The 21653-nt window shown below is 66.7% G+C and carries 16 protein-coding genes; 7 read left to right on the forward strand and 9 right to left on the reverse strand.

Annotated elements, in window-relative coordinates; genetic code table 11:
- Nucleotide 1: 1 nt before the first annotated feature.
- Entirely contained in the window at nucleotides 2-172 is a 171-nt protein-coding gene (locus Q9246_RS11320) for a hypothetical protein (RefSeq protein WP_306398288.1), read from the reverse strand.
- Here Q9246_RS11320 and Q9246_RS11325 point away from each other — a divergent pair.
- Genes Q9246_RS11325 through Q9246_RS11335 form a run of 3 tightly spaced genes read left to right on the forward strand, consistent with a single transcriptional unit; the run spans nucleotide 123 to nucleotide 4847 of the window.
- Complete coding sequence (locus tag Q9246_RS11325) at nucleotides 123-1007, forward strand: HlyD family secretion protein (RefSeq protein WP_306398147.1); 885 nt, start codon at nucleotides 123-125, stop codon at nucleotides 1005-1007. The two genes, Q9246_RS11320 and Q9246_RS11325, sit on opposite strands and share 50 nt — an antisense overlap.
- Nucleotides 1004-3718: a ribosome-associated ATPase/putative transporter RbbA gene (rbbA, locus tag Q9246_RS11330; RefSeq protein WP_306397646.1), complete on the forward strand. Its 2715-nt coding sequence runs from the start codon at nucleotides 1004-1006 to the stop codon at nucleotides 3716-3718. The genes Q9246_RS11325 and rbbA overlap by 4 nt, the downstream gene beginning before the upstream one ends.
- A gap of 1 nt (nucleotide 3719) precedes the next feature.
- Complete coding sequence (locus Q9246_RS11335; RefSeq protein WP_306397647.1) at nucleotides 3720-4847, forward strand: ABC transporter permease; 1128 nt, start codon at nucleotides 3720-3722, stop codon at nucleotides 4845-4847.
- A gap of 241 nt (nucleotides 4848-5088) precedes the next feature.
- Here Q9246_RS11335 and Q9246_RS11340 read toward each other — a convergent pair whose 3' ends face one another.
- Entirely contained in the window at nucleotides 5089-5865 is a 777-nt protein-coding gene (locus tag Q9246_RS11340) for a helix-turn-helix domain-containing protein (protein ID WP_306397648.1), read from the reverse strand.
- Nucleotides 5866-6186: 321 nt separating this feature from the next.
- Here Q9246_RS11340 and Q9246_RS11345 point away from each other — a divergent pair, with 321 nt between their 5' ends.
- Both Q9246_RS11345 and Q9246_RS11350 read left to right on the forward strand, forming a co-directional pair.
- A complete protein-coding gene (locus tag Q9246_RS11345; RefSeq protein WP_306397649.1) occupies nucleotides 6187-8730 on the forward strand; it encodes a cation-translocating P-type ATPase in 2544 nt (847 codons plus the stop codon).
- Nucleotides 8731-9245: 515 nt separating this feature from the next.
- A complete protein-coding gene (locus Q9246_RS11350; RefSeq protein WP_306397650.1) occupies nucleotides 9246-9482 on the forward strand; it encodes a hypothetical protein in 237 nt (78 codons plus the stop codon).
- 911 nt (nucleotides 9483-10393) lie between these two features.
- On the opposite strand, the gene Q9246_RS11355 is transcribed toward Q9246_RS11350, so the two are convergent.
- The 4 genes from Q9246_RS11355 to Q9246_RS11370 form a co-directional block, all read right to left on the reverse strand.
- Entirely contained in the window at nucleotides 10394-11251 is an 858-nt protein-coding gene (locus Q9246_RS11355) for a protein phosphatase 2C domain-containing protein (RefSeq protein WP_306397651.1), read from the reverse strand.
- A gap of 360 nt (nucleotides 11252-11611) precedes the next feature.
- A complete protein-coding gene (locus Q9246_RS11360) occupies nucleotides 11612-14104 on the reverse strand; it encodes a two-component system response regulator (protein ID WP_306397652.1) in 2493 nt (830 codons plus the stop codon).
- A gap of 8 nt (nucleotides 14105-14112) precedes the next feature.
- Entirely contained in the window at nucleotides 14113-16296 is a 2184-nt protein-coding gene (locus Q9246_RS11365; protein ID WP_306397653.1) for a sensor histidine kinase, read from the reverse strand.
- A 94-nt stretch (nucleotides 16297-16390) separates the two neighbouring features.
- On the reverse strand, nucleotides 16391-18157 hold the full coding sequence (locus tag Q9246_RS11370) for an amidohydrolase (protein WP_306397654.1): 1767 nt from the start codon (nucleotides 18155-18157) through the stop codon (nucleotides 16391-16393).
- Between the two features lie 223 nt (nucleotides 18158-18380).
- Here Q9246_RS11370 and Q9246_RS11375 point away from each other — a divergent pair, with 223 nt between their 5' ends.
- Nucleotides 18381-18659 (forward strand): hypothetical protein, encoded by a 279-nt coding sequence (locus tag Q9246_RS11375; protein WP_306397655.1) that lies wholly within the window; start codon nucleotides 18381-18383, stop codon nucleotides 18657-18659.
- A 196-nt stretch (nucleotides 18660-18855) separates the two neighbouring features.
- On the opposite strand, the gene Q9246_RS11380 is transcribed toward Q9246_RS11375, so the two are convergent.
- Together Q9246_RS11380 and Q9246_RS11385 are read right to left on the reverse strand one after the other, a co-directional pair.
- Nucleotides 18856-20040, reverse strand: coding sequence for a tyrosine-type recombinase/integrase (locus Q9246_RS11380; protein WP_306397656.1), 1185 nt, complete (start codon nucleotides 20038-20040; stop codon nucleotides 18856-18858).
- 78 nt (nucleotides 20041-20118) lie between these two features.
- Nucleotides 20119-20463 (reverse strand): four-helix bundle copper-binding protein, encoded by a 345-nt coding sequence (locus Q9246_RS11385; RefSeq protein ID WP_422802366.1) that lies wholly within the window; start codon nucleotides 20461-20463, stop codon nucleotides 20119-20121.
- Nucleotides 20464-20633: 170 nt separating this feature from the next.
- Between Q9246_RS11385 and Q9246_RS11390 the strand changes: the two genes are divergently transcribed.
- Entirely contained in the window at nucleotides 20634-21044 is a 411-nt protein-coding gene (locus Q9246_RS11390) for a hypothetical protein (protein WP_306397657.1), read from the forward strand.
- Here the strand turns inward: Q9246_RS11390 and pnuC are convergent, their stop codons facing one another.
- The gene (gene pnuC, locus Q9246_RS11395; RefSeq protein ID WP_306397658.1) at nucleotides 21045-21617 is read right to left on the reverse strand and encodes a nicotinamide riboside transporter PnuC; all 573 of its coding nucleotides are present in this window, start codon (nucleotides 21615-21617) and stop codon (nucleotides 21045-21047) included. It abuts the gene before it with no gap.
- Nucleotides 21618-21653 lie beyond the last annotated feature (36 nt).

The following is a 21653-nucleotide window of genomic DNA, read 5'->3' on the forward strand; positions in this document are numbered from 1 at the left end:
TCTACGGCTGGCGCGCGACCCAGCCGCGCGGGCCCGGACCAGGTTTCGTCAGCGGAAACGGGCGCGTGGAGGCCATCGAGATCGACATCGCATCGAGGCAGGCAGGCCGCGTCGCCGAGATCCTGGTCGACGAGGGCGACCTCGTCAGGCGCGGCCAGGTGGTCGCGCGCATGGACCTGCAGTCACTGCAGGCGCAGCGTGCCGAATCCGTGGTCAGGGAGCGGCAGGCACGCGACGCCGTCGCCGGCACCCAGGCCCAGCTGGCCATGCGCCGCGGCGAAGAAGCGGCGGCCGCGGCGATGGTCGTTCAGCGCCTGAGCGAACTGGAGGCGGCCGAGCGCCGGCTGCAGCGTTCCACTGCGCTGGCCGGGAAGGGCGCCATCGCGACCCAGGAACTCGATGACGATTACGCCCGCGTGCGCAGCATCGGCGCGGCCGTGGAGGCGGCGCGCGCCCAGCGCCAGGCCGCCGGCGCCGCCATCGCGTCGGCGCAGGCCCAGTTGGTCGGCGCACGCTCGGCCGTGCTGGTCGCCGAGGCAACCACGGCGCGTGTCGACGCCGAACTACGGGAGGGTGTCCTCACTGCGCCGCGCGCAGGCCGCATCCAGTACCGGTTGGCCCAGCCCGGCGAAGTCGTGGCGGGTGGCGGGAAGGTGCTGAACCTGATCGACCTGACCGACGTGTACATGAGCTTTTTCGTACCAGAGACCGCCGCCGGCCGGATCGCCCTGGGCACCGAGGTGCGCCTGCAGCTGGACGCGGTGCCCGACTTTGTGGTGCCCGCCACGGTCAGCTACGTCGCCAGTGTCGCCCAGTTCACCCCCAAAACCGTCGAAACCGCCAGCGAGCGCCAGAAGCTGATGTTCCGCGTCAAGGCCCAGGTCGACCGCCGGATACTGGAGCGCTATGCCGGCCACGTCAAGGCCGGAGTGCCTGGGGTGGCCTGGATACGGCTCGACGACAGGCAGCCCTGGCCGCCCGAGCTGGCGCTGCGGGAGACCCGATGAACGCAGGGAGCGCCCCGGCGGCCCGCGTCTCCGGCCTGCGCATGCGCTACCGGCAGGTCGTGGCGCTGGACGACATCTCGCTCGAGATTCCGGCCGGCAAGGTCACCGGCTTCATCGGGCCAGACGGGGTAGGTAAATCCAGCCTGCTGGCGGTGCTGGCCGGCGCCCGCCGGATCCAGCAGGGCAGCGTGGAAGTGCTGGGAGGCGACATGTGCAAGGCCCGCTTCCGTGCCCGGGTCTGCCCGCGGATCGCCTACCTTCCGCAAGGCCTGGGCAGGAACCTGTATCCGACCCTGTCGGTCGAGGAGAACCTGCAATTTTTCGCGCGCCTGTTCGGTCATGATGCACGCGACCGGCGCGAGCGCATCGACCTGCTCGCCAGGAGCACCGGCCTCCATCCCTTTCTCGCCCGGCCGACAGGACAGCTGTCGGGAGGAATGAAACAGAAGCTTGGGCTGTGCTGCGCCCTGATCCACGATCCCGACCTGCTGCTGCTGGACGAGCCGACCACCGGCGTCGATCCGCTGGCGCGGGCGCAGTTCTGGGACCTGATCGGTGCGATCCGCGCGAGCCGCCCGGAGCTGACGGTGCTGGTCGCCACGGCCTACATGGATGAAGCCGCGCGCTTCGACCGGCTGGTGGCGCTCGACGGCGGCCGGATCCTGGCGTCCGGCACGCCGGGCGACTTGCTGGCGCGGACCGGGGCCGCGAGCCTGGAACAGGCCTTCGTCCGGCTGCTGCCGGACACGCGGGGCGCCAGATCGGAGCCCCCGGCGCCAAGGCTGCGGCTGGATGCGGGGCAGGGCGAAGCGGCCACCGAGGCAACGTGCCTGTCGCGCCGCTTCGGCGGCTTCGTCGCGGTCAGGGAAGTCAGTTTCCGGATCGCGCGCGGCGAGATCTTCGGTTTCATCGGATCGAACGGCTGCGGCAAGACCACTACCATGAAGATGCTGGCCGGCCTGCTCGCGCCCAGCAGCGGCGAGCTGCGTGTATTCGGCCAGCGTCCGCGCGGATTCGATGCCGCCACCAGGCGGCGCGTGGGCTATATGTCGCAGGGCTTCTCGCTCTACCAGGAGCTCACTGTACGCCAGAACCTGCTGCTGCATGCAGGCCTGTTCGACCTGCCCGAGGCGAGCATCGCCCCGCGTTGCGCCGCCGTGGCCCGGCGCTTTGGGCTGGAAGCAGTGCTGGATGCCCTGCCGGGTGGTCTGCCGCTGGGTGTACGGCAGCGCCTGTCGCTGGCCGTGGCGCTGGTGCACGGACCGGAGCTGCTGATCCTCGACGAACCGACCTCCGGGGTGGATCCGGTCGCGCGCGACGGCTTCTGGGAACAGTTGCTGCAGCTGTCGCGCCAGGATGGGGTGACGATCTTCGTGTCGACGCACTTCATGAACGAGGCCGAGCGCTGCGACCGGGTCGCCCTGATGCATGCCGGCGTCGTGCTGGCCAGCGGCACGCCGCGGTCCTTGTGCGCGGAACGCAACGCGGCCTCGCTGGAAGAGGCGTTCATTGGCTGGCTGCGCCAGGCCGACGACAGCCCGGCGCCGGTGGCGCCGCCGCCGCGGCCGATGCCGGTCCGTCGCGGCGGCGACTGGCTGGGGCGGGCGGGCAGCTATTGCCGGCGCGAATCGCTGGAGCTGCGGCGCGACCCCGTGCGCGCCGCTCTGGCGATGCTCGGATCGCTGCTCCTGATGATCGTGATCGGCTACGGGATCAGCATGGATGTCGAGAACCTGCGGTATGCCGTCCTCGACCGTGACCAGACCGTGCTCAGCCGCGATTACGCGCTCAACCTGTCGGGCTCGCGCTACTTCGTCGAGCGCGCTCCGCTGTCGAGCTACGAGGAGCTGGACCGGCGCATGCGTTCGGGCGAGCTGGCCCTGGCCATCGAGATCCCGCCCGGCTTCGCACGGGCGGTCGGGCGCCGGACCCCGGTCCAGGTGGGCGCCTGGATCGATGGGGCGAACCCGGTGCGGGCCGAAACGGTGGACGGTTTCGTGCAGGGCATGCATCAGCACTGGCTCGTCACCCGGTCCGCACGCACCGGCCGGGTGCCGGAAAGGAGTGCTGTGGCGGTGGAAACCCGCTTCCGCTACAACCCGGACGTGCGCAGCATGCCGGCCATGGTGCCCGCGATCATCGCCTTGCTGCTGCTGAACCTGCCGGCGATGCAAGCCGCACTTGCCGTCGTGCGCGAGAAAGAAATGGGCTCGATCGTCAACCTGTATGTCACGCCGGTGAGGCGCAGCGAGTTCCTGATCGGCAAACAGGCGCCCTATGTGGCGCTGGCGATGCTGAACTTCGTCCTGATGACGCTGCTTGCCGTGGCCGTCCTCGGCGTGCCGCTCAAGGGCAGTATGGCGACCCTGGCACTGGCGGCCTTCCTGTTCTGCATCTGCTCGACAGGGATCGGTCTGCTCGCTTCCACCTTTACCCGCAGCCAGATCGGCGCCATCTTCTTCACGATGATCGGGACCATGCTGCCCGCCATTCAGTACGCCGGACTGATCAACCCGGTCACGGCCCTGGAGGGAGCGGGCCGGCTGCTCGGCGAAGCCTACCCGGCCTCGCACATGCTGACCATTAGCCGCGGCGTGTTCGGCAAGGCCCTTGCCATTGCCGACCTGGCGCCGGACTTCCTGGCCCTGCTGGCGGCAATCCCCGTGATCCTCGGCCTCGCGATTGCGGTGCTACCGAAGCAGGAGCGCTGACATGGCCGGTGTCTCGCTGAGGAAGATCGGCCGGCTCGGCATCAAGGAGCTGTGGAGCCTGCTGCGCGATCCGGTGATGCTGATCCTGATCGTCTACTCCTTCACAGGGGGAGTCTACGTGGCGTCCACCGCCCAGCCGGATACGCTATCGCGCGCTGCGCTCGCCATCGTCGATGAGGACGGGTCGCCGCTGTCCGTGCGCATTCGGGAAGTGTTTGCGCCACCGCAGTTCATGCCTCCCGATCTGATCACACTCGACCAGGCCGATGTCCGTCTCGACCGCGGACGCGCGACCTTCGTGCTGGTGATACCGGCCGGTTTCCAGCGCCGCGTCCTGGCCGGGCGGGACGCGGCACTGCAACTGAACGTCGATGCCACCCGGATGAGCCAGGCGTTCACCGGCAGCGCCTATATACAGCAGATCGCGCTGGGGGAAGTCGCCACCTTCCTCCAGGGGGTGCGCCTGCAGCCTCGTCCGGCGGTCGAGCTGAGCATCCGTGCCCGCTTCAATCCGGCCCTCGCCCCATCCTGGTTCGGCGGCCTGATGGAAGTGGTAAACAACATCACCATGCTGTCGGTGATCCTTACCGGCGCCGCTCTGATCCGCGAACGCGAGCACGGCACTGTCGAGCATCTGCTGGTGATGCCTGTGACGCCGCTCGAACTGATGCTGGCCAAGTCCTGGTCGATGGCGGCGGTCGTGCTACTGGCCGCGCTGACGGCGCTTCTGCTGGTCCTGGGAAGCCTGCTCAAGGTCGAGGTGCAGGGTTCGGTCGTGCTGTTCGCCATCGGCGCGGCGCTACACCTGTTCGCGACCACCTCCCTCGGCCTGCTGATGGCGACCGTGGCGCGCAATATGCCGCAGTTCGGCCTGCTGGTGATCCTGGCGCTCCTGCCGCTCGAGATGCTGTCCGGCGCGAATACACCGCGCGAGAGCATCCCGGCCGGCCTGCGCGAGCTGATGCTGCTGGCCCCTACCACGCATTTCGTCGAACTGAGCCAGGCCATCCTGTTTCGCGGCGCCGGCATTGGCACGGTGTGGACCTCGTTCCTGGCGTTGCTGGCGATCGGTGCGGCGCTGTTCGGCCTGGCGCTGTCGCGCTTTTCGCAAGCGATGCGGCAGGGCTGACCGGCTGAACAGGCGTCCGGGAGCCCGCCGTAGGAAAGTCGCTTGCAGTGCTGAACGACGACTGCGATCAGATTCGATACCCCGAACGGGAGGATAGGATGCACGATCGGTATCGGTATCGGTATCGGCATTGCAGCATTAACCCAGGAAATGGCGAATTCGGCGCCCTGCTCGCAGCGGCAGATTTTGCCTTATATCGGGCGAAATCAAGCGGCCGTGACCGCGTGGTGCTGGCGTCGCATCATTCCTCTTCGTGACTGACGCCCGGTTCACCGGGCGCGGCCGACAGCAGCGCTTCGAGGCGTCCAGGGTCGAGCAGCTCGATCTCGCGCTTGTCCAGCGCGATCCAGTGCTCGTCGCGGAAGCGGCCCAGCAAGCGACTGATGCTTTCGATCGTCAAGCCAAGGTAGTTTCCCATGTCGGCGCGCGACATGCGCAGGCGGAAGCGCCGTCCGGAATAGCCGCGTTCGGCATAGCGTGCGGACAGATCCAGTAGCAGGGTGGCGAGACGCTCCGCACCGCTCATGTCCGCATGCAGCAACGCATTTTGCTCACGCACGATCTCGTGGCTCAGGGCGGCATGGAACCGCTGCATCAAGGGCAGTGATTCATGCATCGATTCCTGAAACCTGCTGTAAGGGATCTCGCATACTTCGCTGTCTTCAAGTGCGACCGTGGTGCAGGCATGCCGTCCGGCATAGATGGCGTCGAGCCCGAGCAATTCGCCGGCCATGTAGAAACCGGTGACATGCGGATGGCCCCGGTGGTCGGGTCGCGACGACTTCAGGTGGCCGAAGCGGACCGCATAGATCATGGCAAACGGCTGGTCCTTGCGGAACAGGACCTCGTCGCGCGCCAGGCGCCGCCGGTATCCGACCAGTTTGTCGAGTCGAAGGATATCCAGGGTGCCGATGCCGGACGGCAGGCACGCGTTGCGCGCCACGCAGCGGGAACAGATCACCGCTGTTGACTGCGGGATCGGCGCACGAGTTTCGGCATGGAACGTCATATCGTTCATAGGTCCTCCCATGTGCCAGGAGTGGCTCGTGGGTCAGTATCGGATAGGGTGGCCGATCAGGCAAGGCGCATGTGGGACCATGCCCCCTTGCCTTTGGCATAGGTCCAGGCAGGAGGAAGCCCTCCCTCGTATGTTTTTTGCTGATTTTTGATTTGGATCAAACGCATGCCAGGACAGTGCGGATGCTGCCGATTTAAAGTTGGCGGCACCGGTGGGCGGTTGAACGGGGAGGGCAATGTACACACAAATAGTTGGTGGCATGGCGTGCCGCGGGGCGGAGCGATACCGTGTTAAGCCACGGCATCGGCAAGACCGGCTCGGATGATGCCTGACGCACCAGAGATCGCTCCACGAGGCCTGACCGGTGACGAAGCCGCGCGCCGCCTTTTTCGGGACGGCCCCAACCAGTTGCCCGACGCCGGCGGAAGGCGCTGGCAGCGGATCGCCGCCGATGCCGCGCGCGAACCGATGTACCTGCTTCTCGCTGGCGCGGCTGTCCTCTACCTGCTGCTGGGCGAAGCGCGCGAAGGCGCTTTCCTGCTCGGCATGGTTGTCCTGATACTCTGCATGACCCTGTTCCAGGAGGGGCGTACCGAGCGAGCACTACAAGCCCTACGAGACCTGAGTTCGCCGACTGCACTGGTATGGCGCGACGGCAGTGTGCGACGCATTCCAGCGAACGACCTGGTCGAAGGCGACGTGATCGAATTGTACGAGGGGGATCGTGTACCTGCCGATGCGTCGCTGTTGACGGCGGCCGGACTGATGGTGGACGAATCCTTGTTGACGGGTGAATCGGTCCCCGTAGGCAAGCTGGCCGCGCCTGAGGGAAGTCCTCCGGCCACCCCCGGCGGTGCCGACCAGCCATGGGTGTATTCCGGAACGCTGGTCGTGCAGGGCCACGGACTGGCGCGCGTCAGCGCCACCGGCGCACGCAGCGAGATCGGGCGCATCGGCGCGGCGCTTGGCGGGATCGCCGCACCACCCGGACGCCTGCAGCGCGAGACTGCGCAGCTGGCGCGCCGCTTTGCGCTGTTGGGTGGGGCAGTCAGTGCCATGCTGGTCGGGCTGCTGCTGCTCCGTGGCAGTGAGCTGGTGCAGGCGCTGCTCGCCGGTATCGCCTTGTCGATGTCGATGCTGCCGGAGGAGTTCCCTGTCATTCTCACGGTGTTTCCCGCCATCGGGGCGTGGCGGCTGGCGCGCAGCCAGGTCCTGACACGTCGTCTGTCGGCCATTGAGATCCTTGGCTCGACATCGGTTTTGTGCGTCGACAAGACTGGCACCTTGACGGAGAATCGCATGGCCGTGGCCCGGCTGTGGGAGAGCGGCGTCGCCTACGATCCCGCCTCGGGTGCGCCGATGCCGGCGCCGCACCGCGAGCTGCTGCAGACGGCCTTGCGGGCCAGCCGCGGGCCAGGCAGCGATCCGATGGAAGCCGCGTTCTGGCGCCTGGCTGCCAATGTCCTGCCTGAGGGCGGAGCCCTGCCGGCGAGCTGGTCGTTAGTGCATGAGTACGGGCTGACCTCGCAACGGCCGGCCCTGGTGCATGTGTGGGACCGCGGCGACGGCACGGTCCTGGTGGCGGCAAAAGGGGCTCCCGAGATGGTAGTGGCGTTATGCAGCGCGGCCGCGCCCTTGCGCGAGAAGGTCCTGGCTGCCGCTGCGGAGATGGCCGCCGCAGGGCTGCGGGTGCTGGCGGTGGCGCAGGCGTCCACTGCGAATGGACCATGGCCGGAGGATCCCGCCGGCTTCGGACTCGAACTGGTCGGCCTGATAGCGCTGGCCGATCCGCTGCGCGCCGACATCCCGGATGCCGTGGCCGCATGCCGGGCAGCAGGTCTGCGCATCGTGATGATTACAGGCGATCATCCCGAGACCGCGCGCGCGATCGCGCGCCAGGCCGGTATGGGTGCCGGCGAGGCGCTCACGGGGGCACAGATCGCGGCGCTGGAGACCGAGGCGCTGGCGCGCCGCCTCCACGGCATCGACGTCTGTGCGCGCATCGCGCCACAACAGAAGCTCGACATCGTACAGGCTCTGCAGCGTGGCGGCGCCGTCGTCGCCATGACCGGGGACGGTGTCAACGACGCACCGGCCCTCCGTGCCGCCAATGTCGGCGTCGCGATGGGACGGCGCGGCACCGACGTCGCGCGCGAGGCAGCCGAGCTGACCCTCCTTGACGACCGCTTCGCTTCACTCGTCGAGGCAATCGCGTCTGGTCGCCGAATCTTCGGCAACATGCGCAAGTCGATGTGCTATGTGTTGGCGATGCATGTGCCGATCGCGGGGATGGCCCTGCTTCCGGTACTGCTGGGCTGGCCGGTCATGCTGTATCCGCTCCATATCGTCTTCCTCGAGCTGGTCATCGATCCCGCCTGTTCGCTGGCCTTCGAAAAAGAGCCTCCCGAGAAAGACCTGATGCGCAGGCCACCGCGCGCGGCGGGAGAATCGCTGTTCGGCCAGGAAGCCGTCGTCAGCGCACTGGTACAGGGTGTCTGGGTGCTGGCGCTCCTGATCGCGTTGTATGGCTGGGCACTGTCTCAGCTGCCCGAATCCGAAGCGCGCACGGTCGCCTTCGCAGGACTGGTCCTGTGCAACCTGGCCCTGCTGATGTCGAACCGCCAGCGCGATGGTGTCGGCGGGATCCTTCGGGTCGCCAATCCGGTGTTCTGGGGGATTGTCGTGGTGGCGCTGTTGCTGCTCGCGCTGGCAATCTACCTGCCGGCCGCCGCCGCGATGCTGCGGCTGGCGCCGCCGGCATCCTCAACCCTCTTGGCAGCCGGCCTGGCGGCGGCGGTGGCGCTGGCCGGTCTCGAGCTGCGCAAATGGGGAGTGGGGCGCCTGCGTCGACGAGTGGACGTCTAGGCATTTATCATTTTTGATTTGCATCAAACACATTCCAGCATGACGCGCACAGGCAGCTTAGGGTGGAACACGATCACAACAGGGCCGGACCATGTTCTCAAACTTGCTGCTGACAACACATTCGCATGGGAGTGTGCATGCGATGCCGCTTGCCCGCAACCGACTGCCAAAAATGCGGAAGGCCGCGCTGGAGCCGGACGAGCGGTTCTCGGAAGCAGCGGTTCTCGGAAGCTTTTGCGAAGCCGATGCACGGCGTCGAGTGCACCTTCCGCCACGAAAAGACGCTGATGGAGGCCGCAGGGCATCCTGGCCTCCGGGACCGGCGCCGGGACAACGCGGCGCTCCTTGGCGCCCTGCGCCACGCAGCTTCCCGGGTCGAAGCTGGAACCATGCGCTCGGTCGCGAGGTGATCGCGGCATTGCCTGGGCTGATGTCCCCCTATCTGCTTCGGACCTCTCCACTACAGCGCAACACGGGTGATCGCGCATGTCGACCGGATCGCGGAGGAAGAGGGCGTGACGCATGAATCCCGCATGGTCTGGGACCTGGCCAGCGATGCCCTCGCCAGGCAGGCACGGTTCAGCGACCTGGTCGTCGTCAACCAGGACGACCTGACGGGAGCGCTGGCCGACATGATCGGGCGCATACACGAGTACGTTGCCTTCACCAGTGCCGGCCCGGTGCTTGTCGTGCCATGTGCGCCGGTCGCACTGGATTCGGGCCAGCATGTACTGCTTGGATTGCAGTCCTGAAGTGTTCGCCATGAATACAACGTGCATCTTGTGCGGAGGTACTTGTGGAGTCGCTCAAACAATTTGGAACAGGACTGCGGAAGGCGAGGAAGAGTTGGGTCTGACACAAGAGGATTCTTCGGTAGTCTCGAGTCGAACCTATCTCAGCAGTCTGGAGCGCGGGATTAAAGCCCCTGGAATTACAAAGATCGACGAAATCACAGCGGTTCCGGGTGTACATCTGCTGTCTTTACTTGCGTTCGCATGTCTGCCGGCAGACGCTGCAGGGCGGAAGAAACTTATTTCTCAGGTGGTAGCTGACCTGGAATCGTTCAACGATCAGGGCGACAGTCGCGATTCCCGGTAAGCAAACGTCCGGGAGACTGGATGGCTCGAAAGGTAGCAGTCCTGGCGTACTGTGATGCGATTGAACGCACATGAGGATCTCCAAGGGGTAACATGGTAGTCGGCTTGTATTCCGGCCAAACTTCCGACGCATGCGTGTTGAGCTGTCCAAGCTGATCGGCGCGCTCATTCGCCTGACAGTTGCCGCAGAAATGCATGACTGCACGAGGAGCCGCGCAAACCTCGTGGACACGAGCAAACCGCGCTTGGAGCGTGATGGGCAAGGCAAGGCTGGAGCACAAGCGGCAGAGATGCGAAATGAAACCTGGCCATCGGTGCGACAGGGCTGACTTCGAGCAGTTGCTTTCGAAAGGCTACCGCAAGCTTTTTAGATTGGATCGCTGCAGCGTTGGCGCAGGTCGCCGAGGGGACGACAACGAGCGGCGCACTATTCGCATAATCTATATTATGTTAAATACGATCTATTGATTCCACTTCACGGGTCTTATCAAAGCCGGGCAACCACCTCACCGTCCTTACAGCACCAGCCTGGACCGGACAGTCCGATCGCCACCATCCGGCCACCATCACGCCATCCAGATCACCGCCGACGCATCGTCCGCAGCCTTCACTGCACGCACGCCGGTGCCGCCAACGACCGCTTCGTGCGTGCGCAGTTCGTCGAGCATCGCCGGCAACCCACGCTCCACGCAAGCGCCCATCAACCCTGCGTCCGTATAGCGCCCATAAAAATCGACCAGCCGATAAAAGCCATCCGTCATGACGAGCAGGCTCGAACCCGGCGCCAGCTCGACATCGCGGACGCGTGCCTGGAACGCACCATTCGGCTGCACGCACAGCACCGCCGGCGCCGGCTGCGTGTTCTGGAATTCGCGCCGCGCACGCAGCATCGGCAGCATCCGTTCGCGCCGCTGCTCGGGGTCGGCAAGGCCTTCGCCGCGCAGTCTGGCGATCTCGGCCTGCAGCACGGCATCCTGCGGATTCACGAAAGGATCGAGATCGATACAGGCACCGTCTGAAGTTCGCAGCAGGCTCTTGCAATCGCCCAGCGCGTACAGCCTGGCGCCGAGGACGCCGTCGCGCTCCACGATCCGCACCCAGGTCATGGCTGCGATCGGCCACGCATGCAGCGGCACCGTTGCTGGCCCGGCCAGGCGTTCGAAGTCGGCGGACACCGCATCGATCGCGGCATGCACGCAATCCTGCTGGCTGCGCCCAGGCGCCAGTTCCCGTTCCATCGCCGCCGTGAACGCCTGGACGAACCAGGCCACGTCACCCTCGATGGCATCGAGGTAGTCCCGCTCGGCCACGGAAGTGCCGCCATCGATCACCAGGATGTCCGTGGCGCCTGCATGACCAAAGACAGCGACGTGGTCGTCATTACGTTGCGAAACGGCGCCGGCCGAAATATGCGCTATGTTCATTGGATGTGGCTGGTTTATCATGTCTCCGGGACTCTACCCGCGCCGACAGCAGAGGACAAGCGTCAAAGCCCGTCTCCCGCATCTAACTCGACAATATTATCCGTAATGTCGAGTTAGGTTTCGTGGTGATTCGGGTAGTTCGCAGCCGTGACAACCGACTATCAGCTAGCCGCGCTCACGTTCATCCGTTGGGCTATGCTCATCCAAATAATCAAGCCGCGCTGTCATCGAGCCACTCTACAAATTTAGCGTCCGCCCCGTTCGCTACCAATGGCATGAATAGGCGTCTGCATGTAACGCGGTCACGATGCACTGACTTCGCTCACCCAGGTTGCGCCACGATCCAGGCCCGTCGACGCCTTATTGCGGCGCCCCCCCAACCCCGCGTCCAACCGCGCCCTTCCCGGCCACGCTCGCCAGCCATGCATCGAACTCCGGCGCCGGAACCGGCCGCGCATGCAGGAAACCTTGCGCCATGTCGCAGCCGTGGGCGATTAGGAAGGCCTGCTCGGCCTCGGTCTCCACCCCCTCGGCCACCACCATCAGGCGCAGGCTGCGCGCCATGGCCAGCGCCGCCACGACCACCCCTGCCCGTTCGGCATCGGTGTCGACGTCGGTCACCAGCGATTTGTCGACCTTGAGTTCGTCCGGCCGCAGCCGGCTGATATAGCCGAGCGACGAGTAGCCGGTGCCGAAATCGTCGATCGCCACCAGCACCCCGAGCGCCTTGAGAGCGGCCAGGGTGTCGCGCGTGTGTTCGGTGTCGGCCAATTGATTCTGCTCGGTGATCTCGATGCACAGGCAGCGCGGGTCCAGGCCGGTGGCGCGCAGCGCGGCGTCGACCGCCGGCACCAGGCGGCCAGACTTGAACTGGGCCGGCGTGACGTTGACCCCGACCCGCAGGCCGGGGGCGCCGTCGGCGTTCCAGCGGACGGCCTGGCGGCAGGCCTCGACGATGGTCCAGGCGCCGATCTCCTCGCCCATCGACGATTCCTCGAGCATCGGCAGGAACAGGTCGGGCATCAGGAGACCCAGCTCGGGATGGTGCCAGCGCAACAGCGCCTCGGCCGCCGCCGGGCGGCCGTCGGCCAGCGTCACGATCGGCTGGTAGAACATCTCGAGCTCGCCCCGCTCGAGCGCCAGCCGCAGGCCCGCGCCCAGGCGCACCCGCATCTCCATGCGCGCCGTGAGTTCGGGACGGTAGAACTGGACGTTGTTGCGGCCCTCCCCCTTCGCCTGGTACAGGGCGCTGTCGGCGAAACGCAGCAGGGTTCGGAAGTCTTGCGCGTCGTCCGGGAACAGGCTCACGCCCATGCTGACCGCCAGCCGCACCTCGTGGCCGTTGAAATGCAGCGGGCGCGCGCATTCATGGCGCAGCTTGTTGGTCAGCACGATCACGTCGCGCGTGTCGGCCACCTCGGACAGCACCACCACGAACTCGTCGCCGCCCAGGCGGCCCACGATGTCGATCGCACGCACGCTGCGGGTCAGGCGGGTCGCCAGTTCCTTGAGCACCTGGTCGCCGACCTCGTGTCCATAAGTGTCGTTGATGTGCTTGAAGTAGTCGAGATCGATGAACGCCACCGCCAGCCGGGCGCCGCGGCGGCGCGCCACGGCCAGCTCGCGCTCGACCTGTTCGCTCAGCATGGCGCGGTTGGCGACCCCGGTCAGGGCGTCGTGGTGGGCCAGGTGGGCCAGCTCTTCTTCGGCGCGCTTGCGTTCGGTGACGTCGTTCACCTGGATCAGGTAGTGCTCGGGCTCGTGGTTGGCCGCCAGCAGGGTCGCCGATACCAGCGCCCACACCGTGCGGCCGTCCCGGGGGCGGTAGCGCCGCTCGTACTGCACGGCCTCGCTGCGGCCGGACAGCAGGTCTTGCTGGTATTCGCGCTCGATCGCATTGTCGCCGCTGTCGCCGAAGCTGTCCTGCGAGGCGCCCACCAGTTCGTCGGCCGGCGCGCCCAGCAGGCGGCACATGGCGCGGTTGACCCGCACGTAGCGGTTGTCGCGGTCGACCAGCGCCAGCCCCAGCGGCGCATTGTCGAAGGCGCTGCGAAAGCGCTGTTCGCTGCGCGCCAGGCGCAGCTCGGCCGCCACCCGCTCGCGCTCGTCGTGCAGCACGATGGCGGTGCCCATCGGGTGGGCGCGCTCGTCGCAGATCGGGCCGGCCGAGTAGTCGACCGGGATGCGCTGCCCTTCGCGGGTTACCAGCACCGCCGCGCCGCTGCGCGCCATGCAGTCGTCGCCGCCCAGCCCGACCGCGTCGCCGGTGTCGTCCTCGAGGCGCACCAGCTCGGCTGCGCTGTGCCCGCGCAGGAGCCCGGCGCCGAGCAGGTGCTCGGCGGCCGGATTGGCCAGGCCGACCAGGCCGTCGGCATCGGTCGCGATCACGGCGTCGCCCACCCCATGCAACACTGACGTCAGCCAGCGTTCCTTGTCGCGCAGCGCGCGCTCGACGTCGGCCTTGCGCAGCGCGACTTCGATCACGGCGCGCAGTTCGCGTCCCTGGAACGGCTTGGTGAGATAGCCATAGGGCATGGCCTCGGCGGCCCGCTCGACCGTCTGGTCGTCGCTGTAGGCGGTCAGGAACAGGATCGGGATCTGCAGCTCGGCGCCGATCGTGGCCGCGGCCGCGATGCCGTCCATTTCTCCCTTGAGGACCACGTCCATCAGCACCAGGTCGGGCCGGTCGGCGCGCGCCCGTTCGATGGCGTCGAGGCCGTTGTCGACGCAGGCGCAGATCCGGTAGCCCATGTCGCGCAACTGGCCGGCGATATCCATGGCGACCACGGATTCGTCCTCGACCACCAGCAAGGTCGGTCGGTCCTGGAGTACGCCGGGTATGGTTTGCAGCATGATCGGTCCTATTCTGGCGCCGCCATGTGGCTGGCACCGCGCTGGCCATTGCGTCCCGCATGGAAGACCAGCGTAATGCAGGCCCCTCCCCGGTTCTCGAGAACAAGTGTGGCGTGCATTTGCTCGCGCAAGGCATCAACGAGTCTTAGACCAAGAGTTTGCGAAGAGGTTCGGTCGGCGATTGGCGGCAGGCCGATGCCATCGTCCCTGACCGTCAGCCGCAACAGCGGATCTTCCCTGTCTTCACCGGGGTCTTTCGCCAGCGAGATCCATATGGTGCCGCGCTTCCCGTCCGGAAACGCATGCTTGAGGCTGTTCGAGACCAGCTCGTTGAGCAGCAGCCCGAGCGGTACCGCCAGGTCAAGGCCAACGTCGACCGGCGCTACGTCGAGCGCGAGCGCGATGCCCCGCTGGCGGGCAGAGCCGGCGCTGGCCAGCTGGGCGCACAGCTCGCCGACGTAGTCGTCGAGACGGATGGTGCCCAGGGTGCGCGACTGGTACAGCCGCTCGTGGACCAGGGACATGGCGCGTACACGGTCGGCGGCCTCCAGCAATGCCCGCTGGGCGCGGCCATCTTTCAGGGTCCGCGCTTGCAGGTTGAACAGGCTGATGACGAGTTGCAGATTGTTCTTGACCCGGTGGTACAGCTCCTTGAGCAGCGTATTCTTGTCGTCCAGTGCCTGGCGCAGTGCTTCTTCCTGCTCCCAGCCGGCGCTGACGTCGCGCACCGTCACGATCAGCAGTGCGCGCTCGGGTAGCGGATTGGCGATGGCGTCCGCCGGAAACGTGCTGCCGTCGTGGCGTACGCCGCGCAGACGGGTCGTGCCGGCCATCCCTGTGTGCGCCGGCGCCGTGAGCAGGCGCGCGCAGACCGGCTCCGGCACGGCGCTGGAATCGACCAGCAATGCATCCAGCGCCAGCCCCTCGAGCCCGCTGGGGGCATGGCCGAACATCCGCTCGGCCTGGGCATTGGCGCGGCTGACGAGGCAATCTGGTGCAACCAGGAAAATCCCGTCCGGCGTCGCTTCGAAGATCCCGCGGAGGAAGGCTTCGCTGCGCTCGACGGCGCGCTTGGCGTTGCGCACGGCGCGCTCGGCGCATTCGGCCTCGTCGCGCTGCACGGTGCGCTCGCGCAGCAGCGCGGCCGCCTGCACCAGCGCGTGGCCGACGTCCAGCGCTTCGTCGAGCGGGAGCGGCGGCAGCACCACCTGCTCGCCGTGCCCGAGGGCGATGGCGGGCCGCACCAGGCCACGCAGCGCCGCCTCGATACGGGCGCCGATCAGCGTCACCAGCGCCGCGCCGAGCACCAGCAGTGCGCAACCGCCCACCACGATCCATTCGAGCGCGTGCCACAGGTTGGCGTTGAGGGCCCCGCGCTGGAGCGCGATCGCCACTGTCCAGTCCGACACAGACGAGCGGCTGAACACGGTGACCACGCCCGCGCCGTCCATACCCGGCTCGTAGACCGCGCCTTCCGGGCCGAGCGCAAATCCGGCCGCCAGCGCGGAACCGGCATGCCGGCCCACCTCGGCCCGCAAGGCCCTGCTGCTCCACACGATGCGGTCCTTGCCGTCGTAGATCGTGACGGCGGCGCCAGGCGGCGCCTGCTGGCGTTCGATGATGTTGCCCAGGCGCTCGCCAAAATACTGCATCGACAGCACGTAGCGCACCTGGCCGTCGCGCACCACCGGCACGTCGACGCTGCTCAGCAGGCGGTTGACGGTCGGTCCCAGGTACAGGTCGGACACCATCGGGCGCGCACTGTCGAACACCTTGCGGACCTCGCCGGCATTGCCGTGGGGGGGGAGCGGCGTGCCGAAGCGCAGGCCGGTATTGATCACCTGGCGCAGGCTGGCGTCCGAGGCCACCAGCACGTTGCCGGGCCGGGCGTGCAGCACCTCGATCGCCTGGGCCTGGAAGGCGCGCAGGTCGTGGGCGTCCAGGCTGGGCGAGGTCGCCAGCGCCTCCAGGGCCGCGCGCGCGCTGCTCAGTTCACGATCGATGGCCTGCATCAGTGCCCGCGACACGTCCTGCGAGGCGCGTTCGATGCCGGCCCGCTCTCTTGCATACGAGTGCAGGAACAGCGCGACCACCGCGATCGTGGTCGGGACGATGAAGGCCGCGAGCAGCAAGGCCAGCCATTGGCGGATGGTGGGCGCGCGGCGCAGGGGGAACGACAGGCCCATGCGCATGACCGAGATCGGCGCCGGCCCGGGTGCGGGCCGGATCGTCCCTTACTTTAGGCGCGCGTGGGTGCGACGGCAAGCAGGCGCGGCGCGGTGCGGGCTACCGGTTCTGGTAACCGCCGAAATGAGGCACCGGACTCCACGATGGAGAAACCGCCGGCAGCGCCGGAGCCAGCTTCTCGAATTCCCCTGCCCCATACACGACCTGCCCATTCACGACCGTGAGCACGCTCTCCAGGTCCTTGATCTTCTCGACGTCCATCGTGAAGTAATCCTGCGGCAGCACCGCGAAGTCGGCGTACTGGCCGACGGCGAGCCGGCCCTTGACGTCTTCCTCGCCGCTCATCCAGGCGCTGCCCCGTGTCATCAGCTGCAGCGCTTCGTGGCGCGACAACACGTCCCTGGCCTGCCAGGTGGACAGCCCCCCGGCGGTCTTGCCGGTCACTGCCCAGTAGATCGACGGCCACGGACCGTAGCTGCTGACGCGGGTGCCGTCGGTGCCCAGGCCCACCGGCAGCCCGAGGTCGAGCATCTTGCGGATCGGCGGCAGTTGCCGGGTCTGGGCGCCGTAGCGCTTCCAGTAGGCTTCGCCCTGGAAGTACAGGCGGTTCTGCACCGCCACGCCGCCGCCGAGCGCCTTGATGCGTTTCAGCTGGTCGTCGGTGACGGTTTCGGCATGGTCGACGATCCAGCGCAGGCCATTCAGGGGCGTGCTGCGATTGACTTTCTCGAGCACGGCCAGGTCGCGCTCGATGCTTTCGCCATAGGTGGCATGGATGCGGAACGGCCAGCGGTTCTTCACGAGCAGCGTCACCACGCGTTCCAGTTCGCCTTCCATATGGTGCGGCAGCTCGGGACGCGGTTCCAGGAAGTTTTCGAAATCGGCCGCGCTCGACACCAGGTTCTCGCCCGCACCTTCGGTGGTGAAACCGTTCGCATAGAACATGTGGTCGTTCCGGTTCGGCTTGGTCATTTTGATCCAGCGCTCATAGTCCTCGAGTTCCTTGCCCGCCTTTTGCGCGAACAGGTAGTACGAGGTGCGCACGCTAAGCTTGCCTTCCTTCGCCAGTTCGATCGTCACGCCGTAGTCGTCCGGATAGGCTTGCCCGCCGCCGCCGGCATCGACGGCGCTGGTCATGCCCAGGCGGTTCAGGTCGCGGTAGAAATGCAAGGTCGAATTGCGCTGGTCGGCACGCTCGAGCTTGTTGGTCTTGGCCAGGGTCGAGTACAAAATCATCGCATTCGGCTTGGCCAGCAGCAGGCCGGTCGGCTTGCCGGCGGCGTCCAGTTCCAGTTCGCCGTCCAGGTACTTGGTATCCTTGCTGTAGCCGAGCGTCTCGATGCCTTTGCGGTTGAGGAAGGCCTTGCCGTACAAATACAGGATGAAGACCGGCTTGTCCGGCACCGCGGCATTGATCTCGGCCAGGGTCGGCAAGCGCTTCTCTTCAAACTGGTGCTCGCTCCAGCCGCCCACGACCTTGACCCACTGGCCCTCGGGCGTGCGCGCCGCCTGCTCCTTGAGCATCTCCATCGCGCGCTTCAGGCTGCGCACGCCGTCCCAGCGCACTTCCATATTGTAGTTGAGCCCCGCGCGGATCACGTGGGTATGGGAGTCGTTCAGCCCCGGGATCACGGTGCGCCCGCCCAGGTCGAGCACCCGGGTGTCTTTTTGCCGCAGGCGCAGCACCGCGTCGTTGCTGCCGGCGGCGGCGATCTTGCCGTCCTTGACCGCGAGCGCCTGGACGAACTCGCCCTCGCGGGCCATGGTAGCGATCTTGCCGTTGGTAACGATCAGGTCGGCCTGGGCCTGGGCGGCCGAGGCGGCGAGCAGGCCGGCGGCGAGCAGCGCGAGGGACAGTTTGTTCATGGATGGACTCCGGTGGTTGGATGGCGTCCAGTATCGGCGGCGGAGGCCGATGTTGAAAAGCGGATAATTTTGACGATGGCGTTCGAATCCATCGACTCTCGAGCGCCGACCCGTCCTGTGCGGATGGCTCGAGGGGCGCGCACGGCAGGCGGACAGCGGTTTGCGCGCGATCCCTGGCTGCGTGACAATGGGTTCACACGAACTGATCATTCAAAGGAAGAGCATGAATATCACGGTCCAGAATACCGTCCCCGATACCGCGCGCATCACCCTGGTCGGCGAGCTGCAGGATGGCAGCTTCAAGGCGAAAGTGATGACCGAGACCGCCGTGCCCTACACGCCCTACTGGGACAATCTGCTCGAGCAGCGCATCGTCTACATCCAGCCCGACGACGAACAGCTGAAAGCGATCCTGGCGGCGCTCAACAAGCGTCGTCTGTCACTCGACGAGTTGCAGAATTTCGGCAGCTCGGACGGAGGGTCGTCGTCGATTCCTGTCTGATCCTAATAGCGTTAAGTTACGAATAGCCACCACGTCGTTATCGCCACTGGAGGTAACGACTTCCCGCGAAGGCGGGAACCCGAGTTCTGCTAACGTCGTCGAAACGCTCGCAAAAATTAGGTTCCCGCCTTCGCGGGAACGACGGTTTTTACGCTAACTTGACGCCACTACGGTCTGATTCAGATTTCGCGGGTAGCTACAGGATACTCTTGCCGCCGGAACCCAGGATCTCGTCGTGCCGGTCCTTGTCGGTCTTGTGCAGGTAGCCGGCAGTGGTGGCGATATTGGCGTGGCCGGCGGTATCCTGCAGGGTCTTGAGCTGCACCCCGCTATTGGCATGGTTGGTGAGCATGCTGTGGCGTAGCCAGTGGGGCGAAGCCTGGCGCAGCATGGCGGCGCTGTCGCCGTCGCCCTGCGCGGCAGCCTCGCCGGCGGCCAGTTGGAAGATTGCCTTCAGGGCTTCGGCGGCGGCCTCGTCGGTCACACGCACGTGGTCGCGGGTGCGGCTCGACAGCACCAGCGGCATGCGGTCGCCGCGGCTGGTCTGTTCGAGCAGGCCGTAGGCGCGCCGGTAGTCGCGGTAGGCCGCCAGCGTGGCCGGCGGCACCGGCAGCCGGCGCGGCTTGTTGCCCTTGCCCAGCACGTCGAGCCACCAGCGGCCATCGCCCTCGCTGTAGACCGAACCCATGCGGGCCCCGACGATCTCGTTCAGGCGCGCGCCGGTCTGGGCGAAGGCGATCAGCAGGAAGCGGTCGCGCGCGCGCTGGCGGGCCGCCGCCTCGGAATCGGACTGGCGCGCCTCGGCCGCCGCCAGCGCATGGGCGATCGCGGCCGGCGTGAGGTAACGCGTGATGCGCCCGGTGTGCGGTGCGCGGACGTTGCGCACCAGGCGCGCCGGATTGCGGCGGAGGTAGCCGGTGTGCTCGGCATAGGCCAGCAAGCCCTTGATGGCGATCATCGACTGGCGCCGGCTGGTGTCGGACAGCGGGCCGGAGAACGGCCGGTAGCGCGGATCGTTGCGCGGCCACTTGGTGGTGCATACCCAGTCGGGCGGCGGATTGCGGATGAACTCTTTATATGCGTTCAGGTCGGCCACGGTCAGCTGCTCGAAGGTCTTCTGCGCTTCTTCGCGGCACCAGGTCAGGAAGCGGTACAGCTCTTTCTGCAGGTTGGCGATCGACTTGGGGCCCAGCTCGCCGTGCGAGATATATTCGCGCGCCAGTTCGGCATCGTTGCCGGCCGACGTGACCGGTTCGTCATCCACGCCCCGGTAGATGCCAGGCCGGCTCGCGGCAGCCTGGTCGGGTGCGGCTTCGGGATAGGGCTCGAGGTCGATCGGCAGGAAGGCTGGCATGGCATGGACACGCAGGCGCGTGCGCATGCGCGGGGCGTTAACTGTATGGATATACAGTATAGCACCCTGTTCCCGGATACTGGAAGAGCCAGTCTTCGTCCCGGATCAAACCTGGTGCGTTGCCATCTGGCGGCATTCCTCGGCGCAGCGCCTGCAGGCGGCGGCACAATCCTGGCAATGCTGGGCCTCGTGCTTTCCGCATTCGTCGGCACACATCGCACAGACTTCGGCGCAGGCCGCGCACACCGCGGCGGCGGCCGGCCCGCCGCGCGTCATCATGGCCGCCGCCAGGCGGCAGAGCTGGGCGCAGTCGATATCCAGCGCAATGCAGCGCGCCATCATCTTGACGTCTTCTTCGCGCAGGCAGGCGCCGGCGCAGGTGTCGCAGGCGTCGGCACAGTCGTTACAAGCGGCAATACAGGAATCGTAGGCCAGGCGATGCATCGTCATTCCTCCATCCAATGTATGGATTCACCTTAGCATCCGCCGCGTTCCACTCGCGCACGATACTGTCAGGCACGCTCTAGGGAGATCGTCCTACATGGAAAGGCCGCGCTGGCCGATAGCCGTCCTCGCCGGCGTTGACGAGAATGGAGCGACAGACACCCAGGAGACCAACCATGAACCAGCCAGCAAGCAACCCATCCAGCAATCCATCGAACCAGGATGACGGCACCGTAACGGTCGGCGTCGGCGGCCTGACCAGCGGACAGCAAGGCGCCACCCCTACCCACGAGACCCAGGAGGAAACCGGCGGCAACGGCGGCCCCGGCCTGACGCGCAACCAGTCCGGCCCTTATGTGAACGCCCCTGACGGCAGCGAAGAGTTGGCGCCCGGCGCAGTCGAGGCCAATGCCGACGATGGCCAGGCTGCGGCCCGTACCGAATCGGTAGACGCTGCAATGACCCATGCCAATCCAGGCGCCCAGGATACCCGCGCCAGCCAGGCAGGCACACGGGAGACCGGTCTGGGAACGCCGGAAACCGGCGGCAACCAGAGTGAAGCCGACCTGCCCACGGCCCGCCCCTGATCAGGGGTCGATCCGCTGCCGCCTTGCGAGCCGTGTCCACCACACCCAGGACACGATCGCATTCACCCAGAAGCACAGGTAGAGGAAGGCCGTGAGGTGCAAGCCGCGGCTGTAGTACAGCGGCGCCGCGATGGTATTGACGAGCAGCCAAACCGGCCAGTTCTCGATGCGCCGCTGCATCATCAACAGCTGGGCAATGACGCTGAATACCAGCACCGCCGAATCGATGAAGGGTGCGTAGGCGTCGGTGTAGAAATGCAGCAGCGCGCCATAGGCGGCGCTGGCGGCGATGCCCGCCGGGACCATCCAGGCCAGCGTGCGCCAACCGGCGTGGGTGATCGGCAGCGGCGCGCCGTGATTGCCGTGCAGCCAGCGCCACCAGCCGAGCACGCCCGTGCCGACGAAGAAGGCTTGCAGCAAGACGTCGGCGTACAGACGGTTCCGGGCGAACAGGATGCCGAACAGCGTGCAGCCGACGATACCGGTCCACCAGGTATGGACGTTGTTGCGGCCGGCCAGGAAAATGGCGGCCGCCGTGAAGGCGTTGGCCGCCAGTTCGAGCAGGCTGGGCATGGTATGCGCTTGCAGTATGCGGGACCGCTACTGTAG

This window comes from Telluria beijingensis, assembly GCF_030770395.1.
Lineage (GTDB): Bacteria > Pseudomonadota > Gammaproteobacteria > Burkholderiales > Burkholderiaceae_D > Telluria > Telluria beijingensis.